This is a genomic window from Roseibium sp. MMSF_3412, from assembly GCF_030733265.1.
Taxonomy (GTDB): domain Bacteria; phylum Pseudomonadota; class Alphaproteobacteria; order Rhizobiales; family Stappiaceae; genus Roseibium.
Genome location: NZ_JASHJI010000002.1, coordinates 335,330 through 358,106, shown reverse-complemented (window position 1 = coordinate 358,106; position 22,777 = coordinate 335,330). Strand labels below are relative to the sequence as shown.

Below are 22,777 nucleotides of genomic sequence, written 5' to 3'. Positions count from 1 at the left end.
CATGACCGCAGCGAAACTGGAACAAAAAGCCGAAACCGCGGACGAGGACAAGGGCGAGGTTCCGAAGATCCAGGGCCGCGTCGATGCGTTTGAAGACGGGCGGCTTCTGGGTTGGGCATGGGATGCCGCCAATCCGGAGGACCGCATGACGATCCACGTTCTTCACGACGGCGATCGCGTGATGAGCAAGCTGGCGGATACCAAGCGCATCGATCTGCAGCGCAACGGGATCGGCGATGGTGCCTACGCCTTCGATCTGCAATTGCCCCAGGCGGCTGCATCGGCGCCCGAGGGATTGTCCGTGATCGCTGAATCCCCGCGGGACGGGGTGCAGATCCAGCTACCGCGCCCGAGCGCCGAAGAACGCGCCGCAGAAGCGGCCATTGCGCTTCCGCTCTCGATCGTCATGAAGAAGCTGGACAGGGTCATTGCCATCCAGGGGCAGAGCGCGCTCGGACAGCGGGATGCAACGGAGCTTCTGAAACAGACGACCAGCCGGATCGATACGCTTGCATCGACGGAAGGCGAGCTTGGCGAAGCGCTGGCGATCCTGAAAAGCGGGCAGGGCGATCTCGCGCAACGCGTCAAGGAACTTGAGGTGTTTCTCCTGCGCTTCGACAGCACTCTGAAAGGATTCGACGACCGGTTGACGGCTCTTGGCGACCGCAGCCGGAACGGCCTCAAGATTCACATGCTGCTGCTTGCTATCCTTCTCGGGTTTGTCGGCGGCATGGTCTTTGCGGCCGCCGGCGGTTTGTGGAGCTGATCGCGATGGAGCCGGTTGTCACGCTTGAAGGCGCAAAGAGGCTCTCAGATACGTCTGTCGAGCACAGGAAGCTGACGGGTGAGCCGGGCGACTGGCCCGATGCCGCCCTGCCGGCCGATGGCCGCAGCGTTCTGTGCACGGCAGTGGACCGCGACACGATCCTTCTGGCCGGTGTCGGCGAGAAATTCGCGCGCAACCTCCAGGCCGTGCTCAACGAAGATCCGAAAACCACGGTTCCCTGCACAATTGTGTCGCTGTCTGCGAAAACCAACAGGGACGGCGCGCAAGCGCCGTTCGTCGCGATCCTGTCTCTCGATGCCGTTGCCGTGCCGAAGCTTGACCGGGTATCGATCCGCAGCAAGGGGCACTCTCACCCTTATGCGATCAAGTACGGACCGGTCGCGTTCGACATTTTTGTCGGCCTGGTCAGCGAGGCCGTGTCGCAAAAGGAGGCAAGTGTTGTCGAAACGCTGATCGACGCGCTGATCGCCGCAAATTCGGAAGTGAAGAACCAGACCGTCGCGGCAAAACTTGTCATGCATGTTGCGCGCAGGGACGGGTATGTCGAAATGCTCGGACAATTCGACGAAGGCGATTTTTACATTCAGGGCTGGTCGAAGGAACCGCCTCTCGGCCGCAACCGGGTGTTTGTCTTCGATGGGGCGCTGCGTGTCGCCGATCTGGCCAGTTGTCTATTCGAGCGTAAGGATACCGGCGGCAAGGCCCCCGGATTTGCCGGCATTCTGGACAAGGTGGATGGCGTCCGCGCCCCGGCGATCCGGAGCCTGTTTTTTCGCGGTCGCAGCGGATGGACAAAGGTCGACGTTCACGAAAGAGGCACGGTCTCCCCGGCTCGGGCACTGCCGGGTCACCTGAGAGCACTTTTGCCGCGTCTGAATGCATCCGGCGGCGCCCGCGAAAAGCTCGAAAGAGCCTCTCAGCGGTTCGGTGGGCGGGAAACGGTGAGCGAACTGGATGTCCCCGTGCGGATCGGTGTCGATTTTTGCGCGGCGACCAATTGCGGTAGCGTTCTGATTTCCGGCTGGCTGCTGAACCCGGAAGATCATGCCGAGGCCGTTTATCTGCGTGCCGGTGAGCGCTCGTCGAGGCTGGACAGAACGTGGACCACGCAGAACAGACCGGACGTGACGGCCACCTTTGAAGACCTGTCGCCCTTTCTGGGCGAGACAACAGGCCGTGACCGGCACGGTTTTCTGGCCTTTGTTCCAGACATTGGCGGCCAGTTGGACGACAAACCCTATCTCGAGGTCGTTCTCAGGGACGGCCGGTCTGCCTATGCGCCCATTGCCCTCGGGCGCACGTCACTGCGAAGCGCACTCCGCCGTCTTGTCGCCGGGCTTGATCCGACGATTGCTTCGGCGACCGACATTATCGAGCGGCAGTTTCTTCCCCTGCTTGGAGCGGTTTCGCTCTGCGAACCGACGGTGGAGGAGGTCACGGACATGGGTCCGATGCCGGAAACGCCCTCCACGTCGATCGTGATCGGGTCCGACGGGTCGATTGACAAGCTGAGAACACTTCTTCCTGTGCTTGCGCTTGATCCGTTTCTGAAGGGAACCCCGATTGTCATCTGCGCAGCCGCGACAGCGATCGATGAACAGTTTCAGGAGATTGCACGTCTTGGGTCGTTCTACGGTCTGGCGCTCAGGATCGTACGAGCAGGCAAGGTTGAAGACGCGCTGGATGCGATCCAGGCCGGAATGCATGCGGCGCCATCGGACACCGTCGTGTGTCTCGGTTCAGGCGTGGTGCCTCTCGTTCCCGGATGGCTGGACACGCTGGTGGCGGAGTACCGGAAGCATGAAGAGGGCTGCCTGGTGACACCAACCGTGCTTTACGAAGACGATACGATCCGCTGGGCCGGAACCTGGATCGATCGGGACGGCGAGGCATGTGTTCTGAAACAGCACTATGTCGGGTATCCGCGGCGGACGCTCATGGGAGCCGAGGCCAGCGAAGTCGTCGCGGCAACGTTCGACTGCTGCGTGGTGTCAAAAACCGCATTTCTCGCGTCCGGAGGTTTTGCGCGCAATTACCTCGGGACCGACGAGAAGGGGCTGGACGCTACCTTGAAGCTGAGGATCGCCGGTGTGAAATCCTTCTGGGTGCCGGAGGTGGAGATGGTTCATCCGGAGGACGGGCAGGGAAGCGAACGCCTCTGGCACAAACTTGTCGGTCAGCACGACCGGGAACAGTTCGCCCATTTGTGGAGCGGGCGGCTTGGTGCATTGAAGGAGGGTTTGCAATGACCGGCACACCTCCGGCGACGCAAGATGCGGATGCCGATGACACCCTGCGGGTTCTTGTGATTTCCCATGGCCATCCGGAGCTGTCGCTCGGCGGTGCGGAGGTAGCTTCCTACAATCTTCATCTCGGTCTGAAATCCGCGGCGGGATCGCAGTCATTCTTTCTGGCAAGGGTCGGCGATGACTATCCCAGGCATGGTCGGTCAGCGCTGATGGGTGTCGCGGACGCGGAAGACGAACTGCTTTACCATGCGGACGAGTACGATCACTTCCTGGTCTCGAACCGCAACACCGGCGATCTTCAGAGCGATCTGCGCCGTTTCGTTCGTTCCCTGAACCCGGATGTAGTTCATTTCCATCATTTCATCGGTCTCGGTCTGGAAGCCCTTCATGTGGTGCGGAGCGCGCTACCGAATGCAACCATCATCGTCACGTTGCACGAATTCCTGGCGATCTGCCATCATCATGGCCAGATGGTGAAGACGGGAACGCACGCCTTGTGCCGGTCGTCGTCTCCGATTGCCTGCCATGGCTGCTTTCCCGATGTTTCGCCCGGAGAATTCCTGCGACGGAAACAGTTTATCCAGTCGATGTTCAGTCTCGCCGACGGTTTTGTAACCCCAAGCAGGTTTCTTGCGGAACGGTATGAACAATGGGGGCTCCCGGGGGACAGGATTTCGGTGATCGAAAACGGTCTGAACGTTCCGGAAAGAGCCGAGCCCCGACGCCTCACAGACGACACCGACAGACGTTCCCGCTTCGCATTCTTCGGTCAGATGACACCCTACAAGGGGGTCGATATCTTGCTGGACGCGGTTCAGCGGATACCGGACAGCATCTGGAAAGACGATGCGACTCTGACGATTTTCGGCGGCAACCTGGAAAGGCAGCCGGAGGCGTTCCGCGAAAAGATTGCCGGCCTGATCGAAAAGACCGGTGACCGTGTCCGGTTTGCCGGCGCTTACCAGAACAGGGACATGCCGTCGCTCATACGCCAGGCGGACTGGGTTCTTCTGCCTTCGGTCTGGTGGGAGAATTCACCCGTCATCATTCAGGAAGCGTTTCATCACGGGCGGCCTCTGATCTGCAGCGGCATTGGCGGGATGGCCGAGAAGGTGAAGGACGGTGTCGACGGATTGCATTTCCTTGCAGGCAGTCCGGAAGACCTTGCGGACAAGATGAGCGAGGCCCTGCAGAACAAGGAGCTGTGGAATTCACTTCGCGCCGGAATCATGGAACCGAATTCGTACCGGGATTGCGCCGGGGATCATCTGACCTTCTACCGGTCCCTCATTGCCGCCCGCCATGCAGGAACGCGCGTGATGCCGGGCACCCTGCAGCAAAGCGCATAGGATGCACCGCCGATTGAACGGATCTTTATCCGAAGCCGGTCAAGCGATCGCCTTCAGCCTCATTGCGGGTTCAGTTCGGAGCCGTGTGTTTTCCTGCTTTGTGCAGGTTGATTTTTTGCATTGCACAAAATTCAACCTGATACGAGGGCGAGTAGTCGAGCAGTTGCAAATTCACACCTGTCGTTGAGTTTATGGTTGCAATTTACCGCGAATTTCGTGATTTTATTTTGAAATTAAAATTATATTTCAAATAATACTCAGGTTATTTATGTTGTAAATTCGATAGAAATTTCTTAAATCTAATTAAATACATAAAAAATCAATAATTTTACTATGCTGCGCCGCATTATTGTCACAAACTGACGCAAATTTCTGTTAGTGTACTTGATGTTCGAGTGTGGGCTTTTTTGCAAAAAAATGCCCGTAGCGTGTGAAATTTGGGGGCTCTTATGACAGTCGTGGCCACGCAAGAGGCATTTCCAGTTGAGAAACCGGCAATCGAGGAAAGGCTCCTCAAGGATCTGACCCTTATGGTCGTTGGCGTCGGGCGGCAAGAGTTGCCAAGCGCTCTTTTGGGTGCAGTGCAAACTGTCTGGTTCGAGGGTGTTGCAGACGGACAGGTCCTGTTTTCAGACCAGAGTGGAGCCGTTTTTCAGGTCGTCGAAGCGCCTACAATGGCGTTTGCCGTTCTTGCGGAACCGGGCACTTCGGCTGATGTCGACACTCTTTTCAAATGGCTTCAAAGACACGGCGTCGTTCAGCTTCCATCCGTCGTCGGCTGGAGCCGTGGGCAGGAAAACGAGGCGATTTCGTCGATCCTGGCTCTGGTCGCGGAACACGTGAAATCGGCCGCCAGACGGCTGGTGCTCTCCAACAGGGAGCTCAGGACTCTCCGGAGCATGAATGACGACCTGCAGAACAGGTTCGCCGCGATCGAATCCTTCCTGAACAGGAACGGCCTGCAACCGCTCGATCTCGTGTTCAGTAACGAACCGGCCGAGAATCCGCTCAATGCCAACGTGCTTGCAAGCGCGTCGCAGGACGGCATCAGCCAGATCCTGCCCGTACCGAGTTCGGGGGTCAGCGGTGTTTCGGTCCACGTGGACCAGCTTGGCATGCGCCAGGACCTCAAGCTTCGTGCGCAACTGGTCACGCTGGAAGACCTGCGCATCGTCGACAGCTGGCAGATTTCCAGCGGTGACCTGGCCAGCGGATGGAACATCTTCGGTCTGTCCAAGTCAACGGCCGGGCTGAATCGCACGCTGGAGTTCCGGCTTCAGATCGAGGAAGCGGATGAAGACACGCCGCGCCTGTCACTCGGAAGCCTGCAACCGATCGAAATGTTCCAGGTGCGGGATGCCTCCAATGGCATGCCGGTCCTGAAGAACAGCCTGGCGCTGCAGGTCTGGGGTGGCATCCCGGGCGTTTCCATGCCGGCGTCGGCCAACTACATCCCCGCCCAGTCCCAGCAAGTGTCGCAGGGAGAAGGGTTCCGGGACATGCCGATTGCGCCGGGTATTCTGGAACATGCCAGCCTTGCGAATTCCGATGAAGTCGAATTCGATTTCGAAGCGATCATGCCGCTGCCCGCGGAACGGGCGATCGGCTGTCATCCGCCCGCCGAGGGCATGACGATCGGCGAACTTCCTGCGGCGTGTCCACCGCAGATCATCCGCATGTCGGCCAAGGCCTTCATCGACAACAGCCGGGCTGCCGACATCGATTTTGCGATCGCCGTTGCGGGCAGTCTCGACGCTGCGCGTGCCCTCTTCCGGGAAGAAAGAGAGCAAACGGTCGGCGAGGCCTATTCCGGCTGGAACACCGTTTCCTTCGGTGAAAGCGCGCATTTGAGCGCCTTTGCCAGCGAACAGGTCGGTGCCTGGCAGAATGTGTATTTCGCGACACGGATGAGCGAGCAGGGCAGCAACGATTTCGCATGGGCGAAATTCACCAATTTCCGCGCAGTCGTGAGCGGATGATCGGATGCTGCGTCAAACGGTAAAAGAACAGGATCATCCGAATGTGCGTTACGCACAGTTCGGTGGCTCCGACAAGCCTTCGGCAACCATCGCCATTCTCATTCCGGTCTACAAGCATTCCGTTCTTCTGACGGAAGCGGTGGATTCGGCACTCTGCCAGGAAGCACCGTTCAACATCGCGGTGGTAATCGTCGATGACGGCTGTCCCTATCCAGAAACGTCCCAGGTCGGGCAGGCCTACGCGCTTGCAAATGACAATGTCTACTATCTGAGGAAGCCGAATGGCGGTCTGAGTTCGGCGCGCAACTACGGCATCGATTTTGCCCTTCGCACCTTCAGTGATCTGGAGGCAGTCTACTTTCTGGATGCAGACAATCGCATCACCCCGACTGCGATGCGGGTTCTTCTGGACTATATGCGGGCAAACAAGGGCATCGACTGGATCTATCCGAATATCGACAAGTTCGGGATCGAGTGGAACGGCAATTATACCGCCCAGTATTCCCGCCTGCTGCATGTCGTGTTCGACAATATCTGCGAAGCCGGCAGCCTGGTCTCAAAGAACCTTCTCGACGCCGGTGTGCGCTTCGACGAAACCATGAAGTCGGGCTTCGAAGACTGGGAGTTCTGGCTCCAGGCGATTTCGCTTGGCTTCAAGGGCGCCAACCATCCGTTCTTCGGTTTTGAGTACCGTCAGCGGGCCGAAAGCATGCTGCGCGATTCCAACAGGACGCGGGAAAGCATTCTCGGATACATCAGAACCAAACACAAAAAGCTGTTTTCCGCCGATACGCTCTTGCGCTGGGAGCATGAGGAAACACCCCGTTTTGTTGCCTTCGGAACCGATTCTTTTCTTGTCGATCTGTTCACGGATCCGGTGGTTGCCCACGAAAGACGGGGCTTTGAGGAATTCGTCAAGATGTTCTGGGCCGCACGCACGGAACCCGAAACATTCGGCGTTCCGCCCTTCTGGCTCTGGATGTCTCCCGCGCACCGCGATGCCCTCAACAGTTTCGGTCTGTTGCACAACGTCCTGTGGCTCGGCGAACGCCTGTCGCAGTCGCACAACTTTGTCGCCATCCGGTTCGAAAGTGACAAGGACAGGCTCGGGGTCGAGGTCGCAACCCTCGGGGAGGGCAGGGACCTGACGAAACGGCCTCTCGGCTGGATGTGTTCGCTGGGTATTGTTCAGCAGTGCGTGGAGGACAAGTCGGACGATTGGGTGCGCACGCTCAGAAAAACCCAGCCGTCGCCAAAGATCGCCGAGATCGTCGTCAGGGGTCCGTTCTCCGCGGAAGATATTCAGGGCACGGCCCTGTCGGCCACGAACTCTCTCCTGGCAACACTCGGAGCGCTGCGCGATTCCGGGTACAGGAACGGCCCGAACGAGCGGTGGATCTGGAGATCTGCCTATTTCCCGGACAGGAGCAGGTATCACGAGTTGTTGCGGCACTCACTCGGCGCTGCTCCCCTGATGCCGAGACTGGCCAACGAGGACGGGCCGGTGCGCGTCGGCCTGTTGCTGCCGATCGCCACTTTCGGCGGCGTTGAGAAAGTTGCCTATGCGGCCGCGCATGTCCTGAAAAAGGCCGGGTGCGAAGTACATCTGTTCGTGTTCGGAGATCCGGTCTACCACCGGATCCCGGACAATGACGGGCTCTTTGACAGCATCAACTTTCTGGCCGACGACTACCCGCTGTGGGGCGGTCCGAACATGTTCTCCGGGCATGACATCCTGATGGGGCATGACGAGAATGCCAAGGCCCGGGAAATCATCGGTTTCCTGTCCGGCCTGGATGTCGTCGTCAACAATCAGCTGGCACCCGCCAATGCCGTCTTCGGCGAATTGAGGCGGCGCGGCGTCAAGATCGTCAATTATGTGCATGTGCTCGATTCATCGGAGATGGGACGTGCGGCGGGCCATCCCTATCTGGCGCTTGCCTACGAGCATATCTACGACAGCGTCCTGACCTGTTCGCGCGACATGGCCGAGTGGCTGCACGGCATGGGCGTGCCGAGTGCAAAACTGCTGCATATACCCAATGCCGCCGGCTATCCGCTTTCGAGCGAGCAGGTGGCGCGGTTGACGGCGGCAAGAAGTCAGCCTCACGAAGGCCCGCTCAAGGCGCTTTTTCTGGGGCGTCTCGACCGGCAGAAAGGCATTGAGCGCATCTTTGCAGCCGCACGCACGCTCAAAAGACGCGGCATTGCCATCGACTGGCGGATTGTCGGCTCCGACGTCATGGACAGTGGTGCCGGCGGTTCCTGGAAGCAACGGTTTGCAGATGTCGGCATCCGCATCGAGCCGCCCGTTTACGACAGCCGCCTTCTCAGCAAGCTGCTTGCCTGGGCGGACGTCTTCGTTCTCCCGTCCCGCTGGGAAGGCGCGCCGCTGACCATCATCGAGGCACAGCGTCTCGGCTGTGTTCCAATCGCCACCAATGTGGGGGCCGTGTCGGAACTTATCGATCACAAGAAGGACGGGATCCTGTTGCGGTCGACCGACGATGGCGTCGTGACGCATGACCTGACACTTGCACTCGAAGCGATTGCCAAGTCGCCGCAAGTTTTGACCGGGCTTTCGGCGCGTGCCGCGCAGCGGGCATCCGAGCGGAACTGGGACAAGAGCCTGCAGCCATTTCTGCGGCAGCTGCACACCTGGTTCCCTGAGCGTTTCCAAAGCATACGACGAACCAAGGTCGCCTTGCCGCAGTCCGAGAATTCAAAAGAAACACCGGAGGTCCGGAAAGACGGTGACAATGCCGTCTGGCAGGACCCAATCCGTCAATCCTCCGCGCAATAACTGAAGGGCGCATTTGGCCCGAACACTGGAAGGTGCAGATCGCATGAAAAAGCTCTTCGTTTTAAATGGCGGCGCCGCCGTCAAGCCAGGTAACAAATCGGCATTTCTGAAAATTGATGATCCGCTGTCCGCGTTTGCGCGCGGCGGCATCAACACGGGCGATGTTCTTGTCTATGATGCCATGCTCAAGGCGCTTGCCTACGACCAGATCAAGAACCTTCAGTTTGCCCACGCGGGCGACGAGAAACTCTGGCCGAAAGAGGAGTACGACGCGACCGTTATCCGGGGCTCTAACTACCTCACCGAAACCGTCGACATCGGCAATGTCGTCCCGTTGCTGAAGAAACTGAAAGGTCCGATCGTGCCGATCGGCGTCGGTGCCCAGGCGGCGAAATACAAGAAGCTCCAGCTGCCGAAAGGCAGTGTCGAGGCCTGGAAGATCATCGCTGACAAGTGCGAAACAATCGGCGTGCGCGGTGTTTACAGCGCAGAGGTGTTCAATGACATCGGCATCAAGAACATCAGGATCATCGGCTGTCCGAGTTTCTACCGGAACCTGCGTCCGTCCATCGAAATCAAACCGATCGACCCGGCCAATGCGCGCGTCGGACTGACGCTTAACAGGTACCTTTCGGCGGATTATGCATCGAATGCGACCAAGACGAACCGGATGCAGCGTGCCCTGATCCAGGCGGTTGCCAAGCGGTCCGAAAACCGTCTCTACTCCCAGGGCGAGCGCGAGGAAACGCTTGCCATCTTCGAGCAGGGCGAAGCCAAGCAGAAGCACATCCGCTCCATTCTGGAAAAGTACAGCCTTCAGGGCGACACGGATGTGGAGACGCTCGTCAGCGATCGCATGCAGGCCTTTTTCGACGTCGATGCATGGGCTGAAGATGCAAAGAAGAATGTCGACGTTCTGGTCGGCTTCCGGCTGCATGGCAACGTGATCGGACTTCACCAGGGCATCCCGGCGGTGTTCTTCACCTATGATTCCCGCATCCGCGAACTCTCGACCTTGTTTGCCATCCCCTCGGTTGAGGTCGAGGACTATATGCCGATCAATCTGGAGAACATCTTCGAGAAGGCGGATTTCTCAAAAGTGCAGCATGTCTACCGGCTGAACTATGCCGAGTATCATCGCTTCCTGACCGAGAATGGCCTGAACCACGTGCTGGTGAAACCGGTTGCGGCTCCGCCGAAAAAGGCGCTCGAAAAACCCAATCTGGTGCAAACGGATCAGAACCTGGGCGAAGTTACGGAGTGGTTCCAGGACGAAGTCGGCTACATGACGGGAGAAATCCAGACCTTGCGCGACAGGGCCTGGAAGCTGGAACTCGCACTGCGCGAGGTTCGGACCCCGGAACCCAAGGCGAAACTGGCAAGCTGACGCCAAGGATGGCCCACGTGCGGGAACTTCATTTACCGGAACGCCGCCGCTTTCTGAAAGCGGTGGCAGGGGGCGTAGCGGCGCTGTCCGTCCCGGCAATGCCACGCCGGGCGGCCGCGTTCTCCAACGGCCGGTTGCCTGCGCCGCTGGCGCGCACCGAGGGCAACTGGCAACTGACGTTCGAGGATGAGTTCGACGATCCGGTCGCGTTTCAATCCACCTGGGAATCGCTGAAACGCGGCGGCCACAAGCATCTGACCATGCGCTATCCGCGCAACGCGCTGGTCGAAGATGGCGAGCTCGATCTGGAGCTGGGTCATCAGAACGATCCGAAACGACCGTTCACAGGCGGATACATACGGACCCGCTCCTTCCGCCAGACCTATGGCTATTTCGAATGTGAAATGCGCATCGCAAGCGAACCGGGGGTCAACAATGCATTCTGGATGGTGTCAGACAGATCACAGCAAGGCGACACGCAGTTCGAGCTGGACATAGCCGAGGTCAAGTATCCCAATATCGTTCAGGTTTCGGCCAGGCGCTGGAAGCCGGAAAAGATCGTTCTCGCGGCCACCTACCGGACCGATGCACAACTGGACCGGTCCTTCCATCGCTATGCGATGCTCTGGACGGAAAACGAGTTCCGTTTCTTTGTCGATGACGTCGATGTCTTCGATGTTGAAAACAGGTTCGCCCATACGCCGGCGATGCTGCTTTTCAGCAATGCAGTGGCTCCGTTTGCGGGCAAGCACGATGGCGATGTCGAAGGCGCGGCAACGACGATCGAAAACGTGCGCGTCTACCGGGACTTCAGTGCCTAGAATATTCCGGCCAAATGATCCAAATTGATCGGAAAAAACCCAGCGGCTCGGGGGTAAGGTGTAGACGCACTCCAAAATGTGTTGCGCAGCGGCATGACGTTCACCGCTTTGAGCCAGGGCGAATGAACAATCAATTCGCCGTGCCGTTGCCACCGTGCGAGTTACTCAGAACACGATTTCCGGACAGCGCGACGCCTGGATGATCCCGGTTGAAAGGTGAACCTTCACTGCCGAGCCAGGGTTGCGTTATGTTGCGTTCAACAGAGCTGTTTTCGGCAGGTCTGCCGTCTTTATGCGCCATTACGGTGATCGACGGGGCTCCCGGCTTTCCCGGCCGGAAATCCGTCACGAAATTGTCTGAAACGTTGACGTTTCGCGCACCCATTACCGTGATGCCGTGCCAGTGATCGACATTGATCGTATTGCCCTTTATGACCCAGTCCTCATAAACGCCGTCGAACAGTCCGATGCCCTGCAATTGGCAGGTGAGGCGATGGTCGCCGTTGACAATTCTGTTCCGTTCGACACGCACGTTGCGAACAATGCCTTTTCCCGGACGTCCCTGACTATCCAATGACCAGGACTGGAAACCGTCGTCGTGGTTGTCGTCAATGGCGACGCAGGTATCGATGGTGTTCTCTATGTACCTGGAATTGTCGCCGATGCCGCGAATGCCGTCTCCACCAAAAGTCTCGATGGTGTTTCTTTCAATCCTGGCTCCGTCTGCGAAGGCGGAAACAGCGTGGCGTACATTGAAGACGTAGCTATCGGTCAAGGAGATATCCTGCCCGGACAGGAAGATGCCATTACGGGCATTTCTGCGCCATTGCGGCGCTGACCAGGCATCAGAGTTGACCGCAGACGCGACGATCAGGCGGGACAGGTGGATGCCTGTCCCGTCTTGCACGCTCACCAGGAATTCGCCCAGGGGAACCAGTGTTTTCGGAATGATGGAGAGCTTTCGGATTTGGATGCCGGAACTGGATTCGATCACCAATTGATCCAGATTCGCCGCACCATCACCGCCGGCGGTAATCGTCACCGGATTTTCAAACACAAGCCCGCTCATGATGATCTTGCCGTGATTGCCGGGTGCCAATATCAGCCGGTCGCCGCCTTTCAGGCTGCCAGAATCAAGAAGCGTCTGGAAACTTCCCGGTGTTGCCGGAACCTGGTATTCGGTTGCAAATACGTTGCTGAAGCCGGAAATGAACAGCGTCAGCGCAATCATCAAAATCTGTCGCACAAATGCCTCGTTCTTGCATCCGGGTGCCGGATCGCGTCCGGGCCGCGCGTGCGCCGGACAGGAAAAGACGTCTGCCAAAACGTCAGTCCGGGAGCAGCCGGCTGCAGCATGGCACGTCATATGGCACTTTGGCCAGAACGGGTGTCGGCCTGCAATGCGATTTGTATCAGTCCGCTGATGTCTCGTATCCGCGCGGGTTCTTGCAAACCCAGTTCCACGTGTCGCGGCACATGGCGTCAAGATCGCGGTCCGCTTTCCAGTCCAGCACTTTTTCGGCAAGCTCGGTATTTGCATAACACTCCGCGACGTCGCCATCGCGGCGGGGCGCGAATGCATACCGGATTTCCTTGTTCGACGCGCGTTCGAATGCGCGCACCATCTCAAGAACGCTGTAGCCGTTGCCGGTTCCAAGGTTCACCGCGAAACAGTTCGACGGTGCGGAGCCGCTGGCCAGTACCTCGTGCGCACGCAAATGTCCTTCGACGAGATCGGTGACGTGTATGTAGTCGCGTATGCCGGTTCCGTCGCGCGTGTCGTAATCGTTGCCGAAAACGGACAGTTGCTCGCGGCGGCCGTCTGCGACCTGGGTTATGAACGGCATGAGATTGTTCGGAACACCAAGCGGGTTTTCGCCGATCTGGCCGCTGAGATGCGCACCGACTGGATTGAAATAGCGGAGGATCCCGAACCGCCAGGCCGGATCGCTGGCGGCAACATCGCCCAGCATTTCCTCAATCATGAGTTTGGTGCGGCCATACGGGTTCACGGCACTTGTCGGGTGATCTTCTGTCAGGGGCAGAAATTGTGGCTCCCCGTAAACCGTTGCCGATGAAGAGAATATCATCTGTTTCACGCCGGTATTCGCCATCGCCGAAAGCAGCCTGTGCGTGCCGACCACATTGTTCTCGTAATACGCGAGCGGCATCTTGGTCGACTCTCCGACGGCTTTGAGCCCGGCAAAGTGAACAACGGCGCTACACTTGTGTTTCACAAGTATTTCTTCGAGTTTACTCTGATCGCGAATATCGGCAATCTCACAGGGGACCTTCTGGCCGGTGATCGCCTCGATCCGTTGCAGGCTGACATCGCTCGAATTGGATAAATTATCAATTACGACAATATCGTAACCGGCCTCGAGGAACGCGACACCGCAGTGTGAACCGATATAGCCGGCGCCGCCGGTGATGAGTACTGTCATATGACCCCCGTAATGTCACTGAATCAGTTGTATACCGTAGAACCGGTGAAAGTTTTATAAAATCGCCCCTTTGTCTAAAATATGACGCATAAATATTTAAATGCCTCAATTTTATACTTAATTTTGCCGCATAATGCTGCAGTTTTGATTTCGGTAGTTCATGAAGTGCCTTTCACTTTGTTCTCATGGGCGCAAAAGCCAATGAGCCTGACTGCTGCCCGGTTCAGAAAATGCGCTCAAGCTCATTCCGCTGAAAGTGCGGCAGCACTGGTACCCGACACTGCTCGTGGTCAGAGGTTGAACATATGGAAAACAAGCGGTCACTGGTTTTCGAACTGCCATTGCCTTGCCGTCGTTGTGTGTCGGTGCCTTCACCCTTCAAGCGGCACTTCCGGCAAGGGGATGAGTGCATTCCCAATGACGTCGATTGCCTCTTGGGGGGCCGTGCGCGTGTGAATGATAAACCAGTCGAACCGGATCTGGTCCGATCCGAACTCGGCAACGTCAATCTCTGACGCATGAGCGGAGGCTGCGACGCACGCACTGGGCAGAATGGACGCCCCCATGCCCTGGGAAACCATCTGGCAGATCAGTTCGGTCGATTCAATCTTGACCGCCTTGCCGGGGAAGGATTTGCCGCGTTCGAAAAACAGATCGTATTCCCAGCCGGGTTCCGGCCTCAAGCCGTAAGTCAGAAAGGTCTTTCCAGCAAAATGCTGGGGTGCCATCGTTTCACCGGCGCGTGGGCCGCTGCGTTTCGGAAAAACGGCGACCAGCCTGTCCCTAGCGGCGAACCGGCGCGGGATGTCAGGGTTGGCCGGCGCGCCGGGCAGAAACGCAAGATCGGCACGGCCTCCGGCAATGGCCGAAATCATTTGCTCGTTCGCCACCTTTGCCAGTTGCACCGAGATCCCCGGCAAGGCCGCCTGACAGGCACGGATCAGGCGCATCGACAACCCCGGGTGGTCGAAATGGCCGAGGGCAAGGGTCAGTTGCCTCGTGTTACGCTTGCCTTGCCAGATCGCATCGCTCTCTGCCTGCCGCAGCAGTGGCAGCGATGATTGTCCCGCCTTTGCAACTGTCTGACCCGCGTCTGTCAATTCCAGGCTGCGTCCGTTCTTGCGTGCCAACGCGACACCGAGGCGCCTCTCCGCTTCGCGCAGCCTTTGCGTTGCCGCCGACTGGGTGATCCCCAATGAGGCTGCCGCCGCAGAGAGTGTCTCCTGGTCCTTCAGCGCGCAGATGAGGGACCAGTGCGCAATATCGAGCAATTGCATAAGCAGTCCTAATGTATATTTCTTGAAAACCCATTTTACGTGCGGGTTTTGAAGTGTCATCCATTTATTGATCTGTTTTTTAAGTGAGCTGCACAAATGAAGCATGACAACGAGACAGCGGCGCTTGCCGCTTTGGCCTGCGTCGATCTGGATGCGTGGCCGATCCATGAACCTGAGGGGGCAGATTACGCACGCAAGGTCGCCGGTGTGCGCAAGTCCCTGCAGGACGTCGGCTGCGCGCGCATCGACGGCTTTGTCCGGCCGGACTACCGGCAAGCGTTTCATGAGGAAGTCAATGAAGTCGCGCCGAGCGCTCACTTTTCGACCTCTTCCATAAATCCCTATTTCACGCCCGACGATCCGGATCTGCCTGCCAGCCATCCGCGCCGCCGTTACGCGGAAAACACCAACGGTTTCGTTGCCATGGACCGGTTTGAGCAAAACGGCCTGAGCCTGTCGCTCTATCGCAACCCGGCATTTCAGCGGTTCATCGCGGACTGTCTTGAAGAAGAAACGCTGTTCACATTCGACGACCCGCTTGCCGGAGTGGTTGTCAATGTCATGAAGGAAGGCCAGCAGCTTGCCTGGCATTACGACACCAACGAGTTCATTGTCAGCCTCCTGACCAGAAAGCCGCATGAGGGCGGTGCCTTTGAGTATGTGCCGGACCTCCGGCAACCGGGCGATGAGTGTTATGACGAGGTGGAAAAAGTGCTGGACGGTCACTCGGAGCGTGTGCGCAGCCTGTCCCTTGAACTGGGTGACCTTCAGATTTTCAAGGGCCGTTTTTCCCTGCATCGCGTTGTCAAGGGACTGGGTGAGCGCCACACCGTGATCTTCGGCTATGCAAAGGAACCCGGTTTTATCGGGCGTGTCGAGAGAACCCGGAAAGTCCACAATCGTGTTACCCAGGCCCATATCGATGCGGAGAAGCGCGCACGCAACGACGGGCTTGCAGACTGAGAGTTTACGTTTGCTGTCCCTCAAAACGACTGCTGCCGGAAACGGTTTCCCGATTCCGGCAGATCAGTCGACCATGTGGATCTGTGTGGGTTACGGATTGACCACGACGTAGACCGTCGTTCCGTCCTGCGTGACGGCCTGGTAATAGACACCGCCGCAATTGTAGTAGGCGTTGTACGGGGTGCAGCCGGAGATGTTGTGACGGCGGTTGACCCGGCGGGATGTTCTGCGGGCCGTCCGGCGGGCCGCGTTCTGCGAGGCGGTCTGCGCGCTCGCTTCACCGACCTTGAGCGAGAGGGAGCCGGTGGAGTGCGGGGTCGGAAGATCCACGTTGCCGACGTAACCGATGGAGAAGGCTGCGGCTGCGAGTGTGAGTGCTTTGGCGTTCATTTCAATTTTCCTGTGATCTGGGTGCCGCGCCATTGTTTCTTTCCGGGCCGCGGCAGGTTGATATCTGGTTCTTGTTGCTTTGACGGATGCGAAATCAGTTGTTGTTTTCGTAGGCGTCTTCAGCCGCCTCGTGGCGGCGGTTCACGCGTCTTGAGGTGCGCCTGGATGTCCGGCGGGCCGCATTCTGCGAGGCGGTCTGCGCGTTGGCTTCGCTCATTTGCAAAGTGACCGGTCCACCTGTGGCGAGGGAGGACATGTTGACTTCGCTGACGTAACCGATCGAAAAGGCGATCGCTGCGAGGGTGAGTGCTCTCATTTTCATATTCCTGCTCCTTGGCTGTTCAACCGCCCCCCAAAAGGGCAGTTCGTTTGTTGACAAGCCGAATATGGTTGAAAGAACAGGGTGCTTCTTTAGGCGTCTGGCCATGTGTTTATTCGTTCTGGCCAAAGTGCACACCGATGCCCGGACAAGCATTTTCTGTGCGAGAACAGTGTTTCCCCCAAAGGTCAAAAAGTTAACTTTTCCAATTGGTTGAGATACGTTTTTGGTCCGTGATTTGTCTGTCGAATGGATGCCGCAAACGCAAACGAACAAAGGCTCCCGGCGGATGCCGGGAGCCTTTGTTCGACTTTGAGACGGTTGAACGGGGATCAGTGGCCCGAGCCGGCAAGGCCGATGCCGGATGCCAGGCCGAGCCAGGCCCTGATACGCAAACCGACTGCCTTGATGATGCCGAGGGCTTCGATCACGTGTGCCGTAACGGTGCCTTCGAGCGGACCTTCCAGATGCGTGGTGTATGTCTGCACGAGGCAGCCGCTGCCCGGGACAAGAAGCTCCTGGTGCTCCGGGTGGACGAGATCGAGGTGCGCCACAATCTGTCCGCGCTTGACCCGTTCCGCCGGTTCCATCAAGCGGTTGGCCGGGGCCATCTGGCCGGAGGCAATCGGTTCCTGGATGCGGGTGATGCGGGCCGGCAGGACCGTGTTGGTCATTGCGATGTTGAAGTTGCTTTCGCAGGCGATTTCCGCGGCCATGCCTTCGTAGAGCTCGGTGCGGGAAACCTGCGAGAAGCCGGCAACGATCCGTCCCTTTTGCTTGGGGGTGCGGTCCGGGACGATCATCATGGCGGGGCTGATGGCGGCCTGGGCGGCACGCGCACCGACACTCAGGGTCAGCTGCTCCACGGTCCCGTCGACATAGCTGTGCACGCGGGTCTTTTCCAGATCCACCACGGCCTGCTTCAGGGAGGCCCTTTCGGTTTCAAGCTGTGCTGGCAGGATGTTGCTCGCCTGAATTTTCGCCGTTGCGAGTTTGCTTTCAGCGGCATCGACTTCCGCCTTGCGGGTATCGCGTTGAGAACGGGCGCGCTCCATCTGGCTGTGCTGATAGGCTGCGGAGCTGCGGGCCTGGAGTTCCTGGTGGTCGGCCAGGGTCAGCTCGGCCTGTTCCAATGCGGCCTTTGCTGCAGCGAGCGAAGCCCCGGCGGTTGCCACATCCATGTGCGCTGCGACGATGGCTGCTTCCACTTCTTCGACCTTGCGTTGGCTGAATTCCACTTTCGCGAGCTCGGAGCTGTTCTCAATGGAAAAGAGCGGATCGCCGATCTTCACGTGATCGCCACCCTTGACGAAGACTTCGGTTATCGTTCCGCCTGTCTCGGCAACGACCGGAACCGTGCGGTAGGGGACCAGACCCGTATAGGATTTGGGGTAGTAGTAGAAGACCGCAAAAAAGACGATCAGGGCGAGAACGAACCACAGGAACAGGGCCCGGTGGACGTTGTAGAGCGTGACCGGCATGCCGCGCCAGCGAAGATACATGACCCGCAAGACGAACGGGAATGAGGTTACGAGGATCTCGATCATTTTGCTGTCTCCCTGACGGCTGTTTCTTCTTCAGGACGCAACCAAAGCATGACGTCACGTGCGATCGCGGTCAGGATGAGGGCTGCGGGAAGCAGGATGCTGAAATGATCGAGCGCCGGCATGATCTCGTAGGCGAGGGCGACCGTCAGCATGGTCGGGATGGTTGTGCGCAGCGGCGTGCCCTTGGCGCGATGCTCCGCGTAGTGATCGAACTGCGAATAAAGGTGTATCAGCAGGAAGATTGCGAGCAGGAAGACGATCAGTCCAACCCAGGTATAGGTGTCGGTTTCTCCCGGCGGCACCCACCATCTCGGTTCGCCGTTTGCGGCAGCGGCTGATGTTGTCATTGTGCCGAGAGCAAGAAGCGCCGGCAATACGAGCTTTTTCACGATTTGTGTCCTTTGCTTTTTCGGTAAAAAGCCACCCCCCAAGGGCAGCATGTTCCGTTGACATGGCTCAGATGGTGAAAAGTCGTGGGCCGATCTTTTGAGCTCTGGCCACGTGTTTCCTTTTTCTGGACAATCGGGCAGCATCGACGGGCCGGACAGGCAGCAAGGACAAACGGGAAGGGCGTTTCGGTACCATGCCGAAGTTAAGTGCATACCGGCTCAAACACGTGGCTCGGGTCTACGCGCAGGAGCCGGGCGTTCCGAGGCCGTTCGAGGATCTTCTGACCGATCTCGGGATCGATCCGGAAATCCTGAGCGACCCGGAAGCGAGGATCGAGCTTTCGGCCGAAGCAGCTGTCGTGACCCTCGCGTGCGAAGCGCTTGGCGATCAGACCTTTGCGGCACGGACCGGACTTGCGACGCCGGGTGCAAAAACGCTGCTGGCCTATCTGGCGAATGCGAGCGCGACGGTCGGGCAGGTGCTCGAATTTGCGCAAAAATACTATGCGCTGGAAGACCCGCACCTGACATTCAAGCTGGTTGCTGCCAATACGGGGCCGATTGTTGCGCTTGAAACCGCGGTGCTTTCCGGACATCAGGCCCCGCGCCACCGTGAGCTTCTGGTGTTCGGCATGTACAAGAGGGTCACCCAGATCGCCGGTCCGGACTTCGGTCCTCTGAAGATTTATCTGGACAGCAACGACGCTGCCCATTGCAGCAAGTTATCGGGATATGTCGACTGCGAGGTGGTTCACGGCCAGTCCATGAGCGGGGTGCAATTGCCCGCCGGTGGCCTGCAGTATCCGATCCCGACATTCGATTCCGCCCTGCTCGATCACCTGCGTGCACACGGAGATGCGCGGTTGGAGCAGATGCCGAAGGAAAACGCCAGCCTTTCGGAAAAGGTCGTCGCGCTGGTGCGCCAGCAGTTGCCCGGACATTTGCCGAGCGGAGACGAGGTCGCCGAGCAGCTTTTCATGACGCGCCGCACGCTCACGCGCCGCCTGGGGGCGGAAGGCACAAGCTACAAGGCGCTTGCCGAAGCCGCGAGGTGCGACCTTGCCAAGAGCCTCCTGAAAGGCCAGAGCAGCATTGCGCAAGTAGCCTTTCTGCTCGACTTCTCCGATCAGGCAGCTTTCTCGGTCGCATTCAAGCGTTGGACCGGGACAACACCTGCTCAGTTCAAACGCGCAAGCATGTGATCAGTCCAGCGTCTCGAGCCGCTGCATTTCCATTGCCGGCTCCAGCGGATCACCGAAGCCGGATGTGCCCAACCAGGTTTCGAGTGCATCCAGCGAAGAGGCCGGGGCAAAGGTTGCGGTCTGATCGTGGCTGGCTGCGATCGCGATCTTCGGACGCCACGTGTCGTTCACGCGGCAGGCGACGGAGACGATGGAAGAGCCATTTTCCGCCTCGTAGTCGAACTCCCGGCAGAGCGTGTCATCCGCATCGACAAAAGACGCGATGACGTTCAGCGTTGCGCCGGATCCCAGTACCGAGCTGGTCCCTGACGCCGCACTGGACAGGGCAACGGCAATTTCCGGGTCTGCCAGAGCGACCAGCCCGAAGGGCGGATTCGTTTCCGGTACCCCGAATGGCCCGAGTGCCGCGCCGGCCGCGACCCCGATTGCGAGGGTGATGGATGCCGCGAGCGCCGCCGGCCATTGGCTCTCCCAGCTTCTGGGCGCGAACGGCACGACGTTGTCCTGCTCCGGTGGATCCGACCGTGCGGCATCCGCTTCCAGCATGGTCGATATCTTGTCTGCCAGGCCATCGGGAACCGGCGGCAATTCGGCGGCTGCCGCCTTGAGTTGCCGCGCGGTTTCGGTGAAGAGGCTGATTTTCTTCTGCAGGGCCGGGTCCGCAAGCGCTGCCTGTTCCACTTTCCGCGCCTCAGCGTCCGGCAACTGGCCGTCCGCATAGGCCATGAGGATTTCGTCGGTCATTTTCGTTTCATCCATCATTGTTCTCGTCCTGTGCGGAAACGTTGTGAAACTCAATTTATTCCGGTTTTCGATGCGATCGCCGTGCGTGCTCGCGACAGGCGGCTCATGATCGTGCCCTTGGGAATGTTCAAGACTTCAGCGGCCTCGGCGTAACTCAGCTCCTCGAAGCAGACAAGAACGACCACTTCGCGCTGTTCGAGCGGGAGCTGTTGTACCGCGGCAAGGACATTGGCGACCATCAGCCGGGTTTCGCCCTGGTGGCTGTCTACGCCGCCGAGATCCGGTGCATCGTGTATGTCCAGTTCCTGTCCGCGTACCTTCTGTTTCCGGGTCATGTCGATCCAGGCGTTCCTGAGGATGCGGAACAGCCAGAATTCGATGCGCGAGGCCGGGTCAAAGCTCTTTCGCGCAACCAGCGCCCGTTCGACCGTAATCTGAACAAGATCGTCGGCCACGTGTGCCGAGCGGCAAAGCGAAAGCGCAAATCGTCTCAGGTTGGGCAATTTCTCAGTCAGGGCAGTATGAAAACTATCCGGCATTCCGCGACCTTCTCGGAAATCAGGCACCCGATGGAATTTTCGGGCGGCTCAAACGTAATTGTAACGAATACGATTGACGCACCGGTTTATTCCCGAAAAAAGTGCGTGCTTGAAAGGACCTGACATGATCCGCCTGATCGCCTTTGGTTTTGCCCTTCTTCTGGTTTTGCCTTCGACTGTTCAATGGTCTCCGGACGGCCTGCATTTCCCGGCTGCCTATGCCGATGATGATGATGGCGACAGCGACAGTGACTCTGACAGCGACAATGACAGCGACGATGACGACAATGACAGCGATGAGGGAGGCGGACAAGGCGCGGGCAGCGGCGGGCAGGGACGATCGGGGTCAAGTGCCGTTGGTCCGACCGGTTCCGGCGCCGGCCGCATCTTCGCGCCCATCAGGCGTTTGTTCGGTGAGCGGGAGCCACAGCCAAGTGCGCCGCGCCGCCCGGCCGCACCGCCTGTTCTCTTCGTTGCCGGAGAAATCATTGTCCTGAACATCACTTCCACGGATCTGCAAAGTCTTCTCGACCAGGGATACCGCGTGTTGGAACAGCGTTCGGCTGCCGGCGGACAAACCTACTATCGCCTTGCTGTTCCCGACGGTCTTGCTTTGCCTGATGCACGTGATGCCGTTCGGTCTCTGCCATCGGGCCAGAACACTGACTTCAACCATTATTACCGGCCCGAGCGAGGCGCCAGCGCGTGCGAGGGCGAGACCTGCCCCGCTTTCGAGCTGGTTGGCTGGCCTGGAACTTCCCCGCAATCGGATCTTGCCTGCCCGAGCGCAGGAGCGATAGGCATCATCGATACCGGCATTAACGACAGGCACCCGGTATTCAGTGGTTCGGACATGACGGTTCTGCGTCTGGCGGACGAAACGCTTCCCGCTTCGAAGGCCAGCCACGGAACCGCTGTCGCGGCCCTGCTGGTCGGACAGCCGGAGACGCGCGTGCGCGGGCTTTTGCCCAATGCGCGGCTGGTTGCCGTCGATGCCTTTCACCGGGCCGGGCGCGATGAACGCGCCGACGCCTTCACGCTTGTCGAGGCACTCTATGCGCTGTCTGCTGAAGAGGTGACGGTCATCAATCTCAGCCTGACAGGGCCGGAGAACAGCGTGGTCAGAGCCGCGATCCGGGACCTCTCCGATGGCGCGGGCATCGTGTTCGCTGCTGCCGCGGGCAATGGCGGTCCTGCCGCAGCACCGGTTTATCCTGCCGCCTATGATGAGGTTCTCGCGGTCACGGCCGTGGATCGCAACAAACGTGTCTACAGGCGGGCCAATCGGGGTGATTACATCGATCTCGCCGCCCCTGGTGTGAACGTGTGGACAGCGGCGTCGATCAAGGGTGCCAAGTGGCGGACGGGAACATCGTTCGCAGTGCCCTTCGTTTCAGGCGCTGCCGCGATTGTGCGGGCAAAGCATCCTGAAAAAACCCCGGCAGAGATTTATGACATCTTGCGCGGTGCCGCATCTGACCTGGGTAAGCCCGGCCACGACCCCGTTTATGGCCACGGTCTGCTGCAGGTGGAAGGTTTATGCTGACAGGACCGGAAGAGGGCCTGTCGCTGGCCGCAGTCTTTTGAC

19 protein-coding genes are annotated in these 22,777 nt (G+C 58.8%); 10 read left to right on the top strand and 9 right to left on the bottom strand.

Features of this window, described 5'->3' with window-relative positions:
- The first annotated feature begins 1 nt into the window (after position 1).
- The 7 genes from RBB49_RS05340 to RBB49_RS05310 all read left to right on the top strand — a co-directional run bounded on the left by RBB49_RS05340 (position 2) and on the right by RBB49_RS05310 (position 11,375).
- A complete protein-coding gene (locus RBB49_RS05340; RefSeq protein ID WP_306141659.1) occupies positions 2-766 on the top strand; it encodes a hypothetical protein in 765 nt (254 codons plus the stop codon).
- A 5-nt stretch (positions 767-771) separates the two neighbouring features.
- Entirely contained in the window at positions 772-3,036 is a 2,265-nt protein-coding gene (locus tag RBB49_RS05335) for a hypothetical protein (protein ID WP_306141658.1), read from the top strand.
- Complete coding sequence (locus RBB49_RS05330) at positions 3,033-4,385, top strand: glycosyltransferase family 4 protein (protein WP_306141657.1); 1,353 nt, start codon at positions 3,033-3,035, stop codon at positions 4,383-4,385. Before RBB49_RS05335 ends, RBB49_RS05330 begins: the two co-directional genes overlap by 4 nt.
- Positions 4,386-4,834: 449 nt before the next feature.
- Positions 4,835-6,364 carry a DUF6212 domain-containing protein gene (locus RBB49_RS05325; protein WP_306141656.1) on the top strand — a complete coding sequence of 510 codons (1,530 nt, stop codon included), beginning with the start codon at positions 4,835-4,837 and terminating at the stop codon, positions 6,362-6,364.
- 4 nt (positions 6,365-6,368) lie between these two features.
- Positions 6,369-9,167 (top strand): glycosyltransferase, encoded by a 2,799-nt coding sequence (locus RBB49_RS05320; protein ID WP_306141655.1) that lies wholly within the window; start codon positions 6,369-6,371, stop codon positions 9,165-9,167.
- Between the two features lie 43 nt (positions 9,168-9,210).
- Entirely contained in the window at positions 9,211-10,554 is a 1,344-nt protein-coding gene (locus RBB49_RS05315; protein WP_306141654.1) for a polysaccharide pyruvyl transferase family protein, read from the top strand.
- A gap of 17 nt (positions 10,555-10,571) precedes the next feature.
- Positions 10,572-11,375, top strand: a complete 804-nt coding sequence (locus tag RBB49_RS05310; protein ID WP_306141653.1) for a glycoside hydrolase family 16 protein — start codon at positions 10,572-10,574, stop codon at positions 11,373-11,375.
- A 130-nt stretch (positions 11,376-11,505) separates the two neighbouring features.
- On the opposite strand, the gene RBB49_RS05305 is transcribed toward RBB49_RS05310, so the two are convergent.
- The 3 genes from RBB49_RS05305 to RBB49_RS05295 all read right to left on the bottom strand — a co-directional run bounded on the left by RBB49_RS05305 (position 11,506) and on the right by RBB49_RS05295 (position 15,096).
- Positions 11,506-12,621, bottom strand: a complete 1,116-nt coding sequence (locus tag RBB49_RS05305) for a right-handed parallel beta-helix repeat-containing protein (RefSeq protein WP_306141652.1) — start codon at positions 12,619-12,621, stop codon at positions 11,506-11,508.
- A 166-nt stretch (positions 12,622-12,787) separates the two neighbouring features.
- The gene (gene galE / locus RBB49_RS05300; RefSeq protein ID WP_306141650.1) at positions 12,788-13,819 is read right to left on the bottom strand and encodes a UDP-glucose 4-epimerase GalE; all 1,032 of its coding nucleotides are present in this window, start codon (positions 13,817-13,819) and stop codon (positions 12,788-12,790) included.
- A gap of 371 nt (positions 13,820-14,190) precedes the next feature.
- Positions 14,191-15,096, bottom strand: a complete 906-nt coding sequence (locus tag RBB49_RS05295) for a LysR family transcriptional regulator (protein ID WP_306141648.1) — start codon at positions 15,094-15,096, stop codon at positions 14,191-14,193.
- 96 nt (positions 15,097-15,192) lie between these two features.
- Here RBB49_RS05295 and RBB49_RS05290 point away from each other — a divergent pair, with 96 nt between their 5' ends.
- Positions 15,193-16,059 carry a hypothetical protein gene (locus RBB49_RS05290; protein ID WP_306141647.1) on the top strand — a complete coding sequence of 289 codons (867 nt, stop codon included), beginning with the start codon at positions 15,193-15,195 and terminating at the stop codon, positions 16,057-16,059.
- A gap of 90 nt (positions 16,060-16,149) precedes the next feature.
- On the opposite strand, the gene RBB49_RS05285 is transcribed toward RBB49_RS05290, so the two are convergent.
- The 4 genes from RBB49_RS05285 to RBB49_RS05270 all read right to left on the bottom strand — a co-directional run bounded on the left by RBB49_RS05285 (position 16,150) and on the right by RBB49_RS05270 (position 18,704).
- Positions 16,150-16,449 (bottom strand): hypothetical protein, encoded by a 300-nt coding sequence (locus RBB49_RS05285; RefSeq protein ID WP_306141646.1) that lies wholly within the window; start codon positions 16,447-16,449, stop codon positions 16,150-16,152.
- Between the two features lie 94 nt (positions 16,450-16,543).
- Positions 16,544-16,765 carry a hypothetical protein gene (locus RBB49_RS05280; RefSeq protein WP_306141645.1) on the bottom strand — a complete coding sequence of 74 codons (222 nt, stop codon included), beginning with the start codon at positions 16,763-16,765 and terminating at the stop codon, positions 16,544-16,546.
- 335 nt (positions 16,766-17,100) lie between these two features.
- Positions 17,101-18,315: an HlyD family secretion protein gene (locus RBB49_RS05275; protein WP_306141644.1), complete on the bottom strand. Its 1,215-nt coding sequence runs from the start codon at positions 18,313-18,315 to the stop codon at positions 17,101-17,103.
- Positions 18,312-18,704 carry a hypothetical protein gene (locus RBB49_RS05270; protein ID WP_306141643.1) on the bottom strand — a complete coding sequence of 131 codons (393 nt, stop codon included), beginning with the start codon at positions 18,702-18,704 and terminating at the stop codon, positions 18,312-18,314. The genes RBB49_RS05275 and RBB49_RS05270 overlap by 4 nt, the downstream gene beginning before the upstream one ends.
- Positions 18,705-18,898: 194 nt before the next feature.
- Between RBB49_RS05270 and RBB49_RS05265 the strand changes: the two genes are divergently transcribed.
- The gene (locus RBB49_RS05265; protein ID WP_306141642.1) at positions 18,899-19,906 is read left to right on the top strand and encodes an AraC family transcriptional regulator; all 1,008 of its coding nucleotides are present in this window, start codon (positions 18,899-18,901) and stop codon (positions 19,904-19,906) included.
- Here the strand turns inward: RBB49_RS05265 and RBB49_RS05260 are convergent, their stop codons facing one another.
- On the bottom strand, positions 19,907-20,665 hold the full coding sequence (locus RBB49_RS05260) for a hypothetical protein (RefSeq protein ID WP_306141641.1): 759 nt from the start codon (positions 20,663-20,665) through the stop codon (positions 19,907-19,909).
- A 35-nt stretch (positions 20,666-20,700) separates the two neighbouring features.
- The gene (locus RBB49_RS05255; protein ID WP_306141640.1) at positions 20,701-21,189 is read right to left on the bottom strand and encodes an RNA polymerase sigma factor; all 489 of its coding nucleotides are present in this window, start codon (positions 21,187-21,189) and stop codon (positions 20,701-20,703) included.
- Between the two features lie 124 nt (positions 21,190-21,313).
- Between RBB49_RS05255 and RBB49_RS05250 the strand changes: the two genes are divergently transcribed.
- On the top strand, positions 21,314-22,735 hold the full coding sequence (locus RBB49_RS05250) for a S8 family serine peptidase (protein ID WP_306141639.1): 1,422 nt from the start codon (positions 21,314-21,316) through the stop codon (positions 22,733-22,735).
- The last annotated feature ends 42 nt before the right edge of the window (positions 22,736-22,777 follow it).

What these genes read in the sequence shown, in the direction of transcription:
- RBB49_RS05340 (WP_306141659.1), top strand. Translation starts at nt 2, where the DNA reads ATGACCGCAGCGAAACTGGAACAAAAAGCCGAAACCGCGGACGAGGAC.
- RBB49_RS05335 (WP_306141658.1), top strand. Translation starts at nt 772, where the DNA reads ATGGAGCCGGTTGTCACGCTTGAAGGCGCAAAGAGGCTCTCAGATACG.
- RBB49_RS05330 (WP_306141657.1), top strand. Translation starts at nt 3,033, where the DNA reads ATGACCGGCACACCTCCGGCGACGCAAGATGCGGATGCCGATGACACC.
- RBB49_RS05325 (WP_306141656.1), top strand. Translation starts at nt 4,835, where the DNA reads ATGACAGTCGTGGCCACGCAAGAGGCATTTCCAGTTGAGAAACCGGCA.
- RBB49_RS05320 (WP_306141655.1), top strand. Translation starts at nt 6,369, where the DNA reads ATGCTGCGTCAAACGGTAAAAGAACAGGATCATCCGAATGTGCGTTAC.
- RBB49_RS05315 (WP_306141654.1), top strand. Translation starts at nt 9,211, where the DNA reads ATGAAAAAGCTCTTCGTTTTAAATGGCGGCGCCGCCGTCAAGCCAGGT.
- galE (WP_306141650.1), bottom strand. Translation starts at nt 13,819, where the DNA reads ATGACAGTACTCATCACCGGCGGCGCCGGCTATATCGGTTCACACTGC.
- RBB49_RS05295 (WP_306141648.1), bottom strand. Translation starts at nt 15,096, where the DNA reads ATGCAATTGCTCGATATTGCGCACTGGTCCCTCATCTGCGCGCTGAAG.
- RBB49_RS05290 (WP_306141647.1), top strand. Translation starts at nt 15,193, where the DNA reads ATGAAGCATGACAACGAGACAGCGGCGCTTGCCGCTTTGGCCTGCGTC.
- RBB49_RS05285 (WP_306141646.1), bottom strand. Translation starts at nt 16,449, where the DNA reads ATGAACGCCAAAGCACTCACACTCGCAGCCGCAGCCTTCTCCATCGGT.
- RBB49_RS05280 (WP_306141645.1), bottom strand. Translation starts at nt 16,765, where the DNA reads ATGAGAGCACTCACCCTCGCAGCGATCGCCTTTTCGATCGGTTACGTC.
- RBB49_RS05275 (WP_306141644.1), bottom strand. Translation starts at nt 18,315, where the DNA reads ATGATCGAGATCCTCGTAACCTCATTCCCGTTCGTCTTGCGGGTCATG.
- RBB49_RS05265 (WP_306141642.1), top strand. Translation starts at nt 18,899, where the DNA reads ATGCCGAAGTTAAGTGCATACCGGCTCAAACACGTGGCTCGGGTCTAC.
- RBB49_RS05260 (WP_306141641.1), bottom strand. Translation starts at nt 20,665, where the DNA reads ATGGATGAAACGAAAATGACCGACGAAATCCTCATGGCCTATGCGGAC.
- RBB49_RS05255 (WP_306141640.1), bottom strand. Translation starts at nt 21,189, where the DNA reads ATGCCGGATAGTTTTCATACTGCCCTGACTGAGAAATTGCCCAACCTG.
- RBB49_RS05250 (WP_306141639.1), top strand. Translation starts at nt 21,314, where the DNA reads ATGATCCGCCTGATCGCCTTTGGTTTTGCCCTTCTTCTGGTTTTGCCT.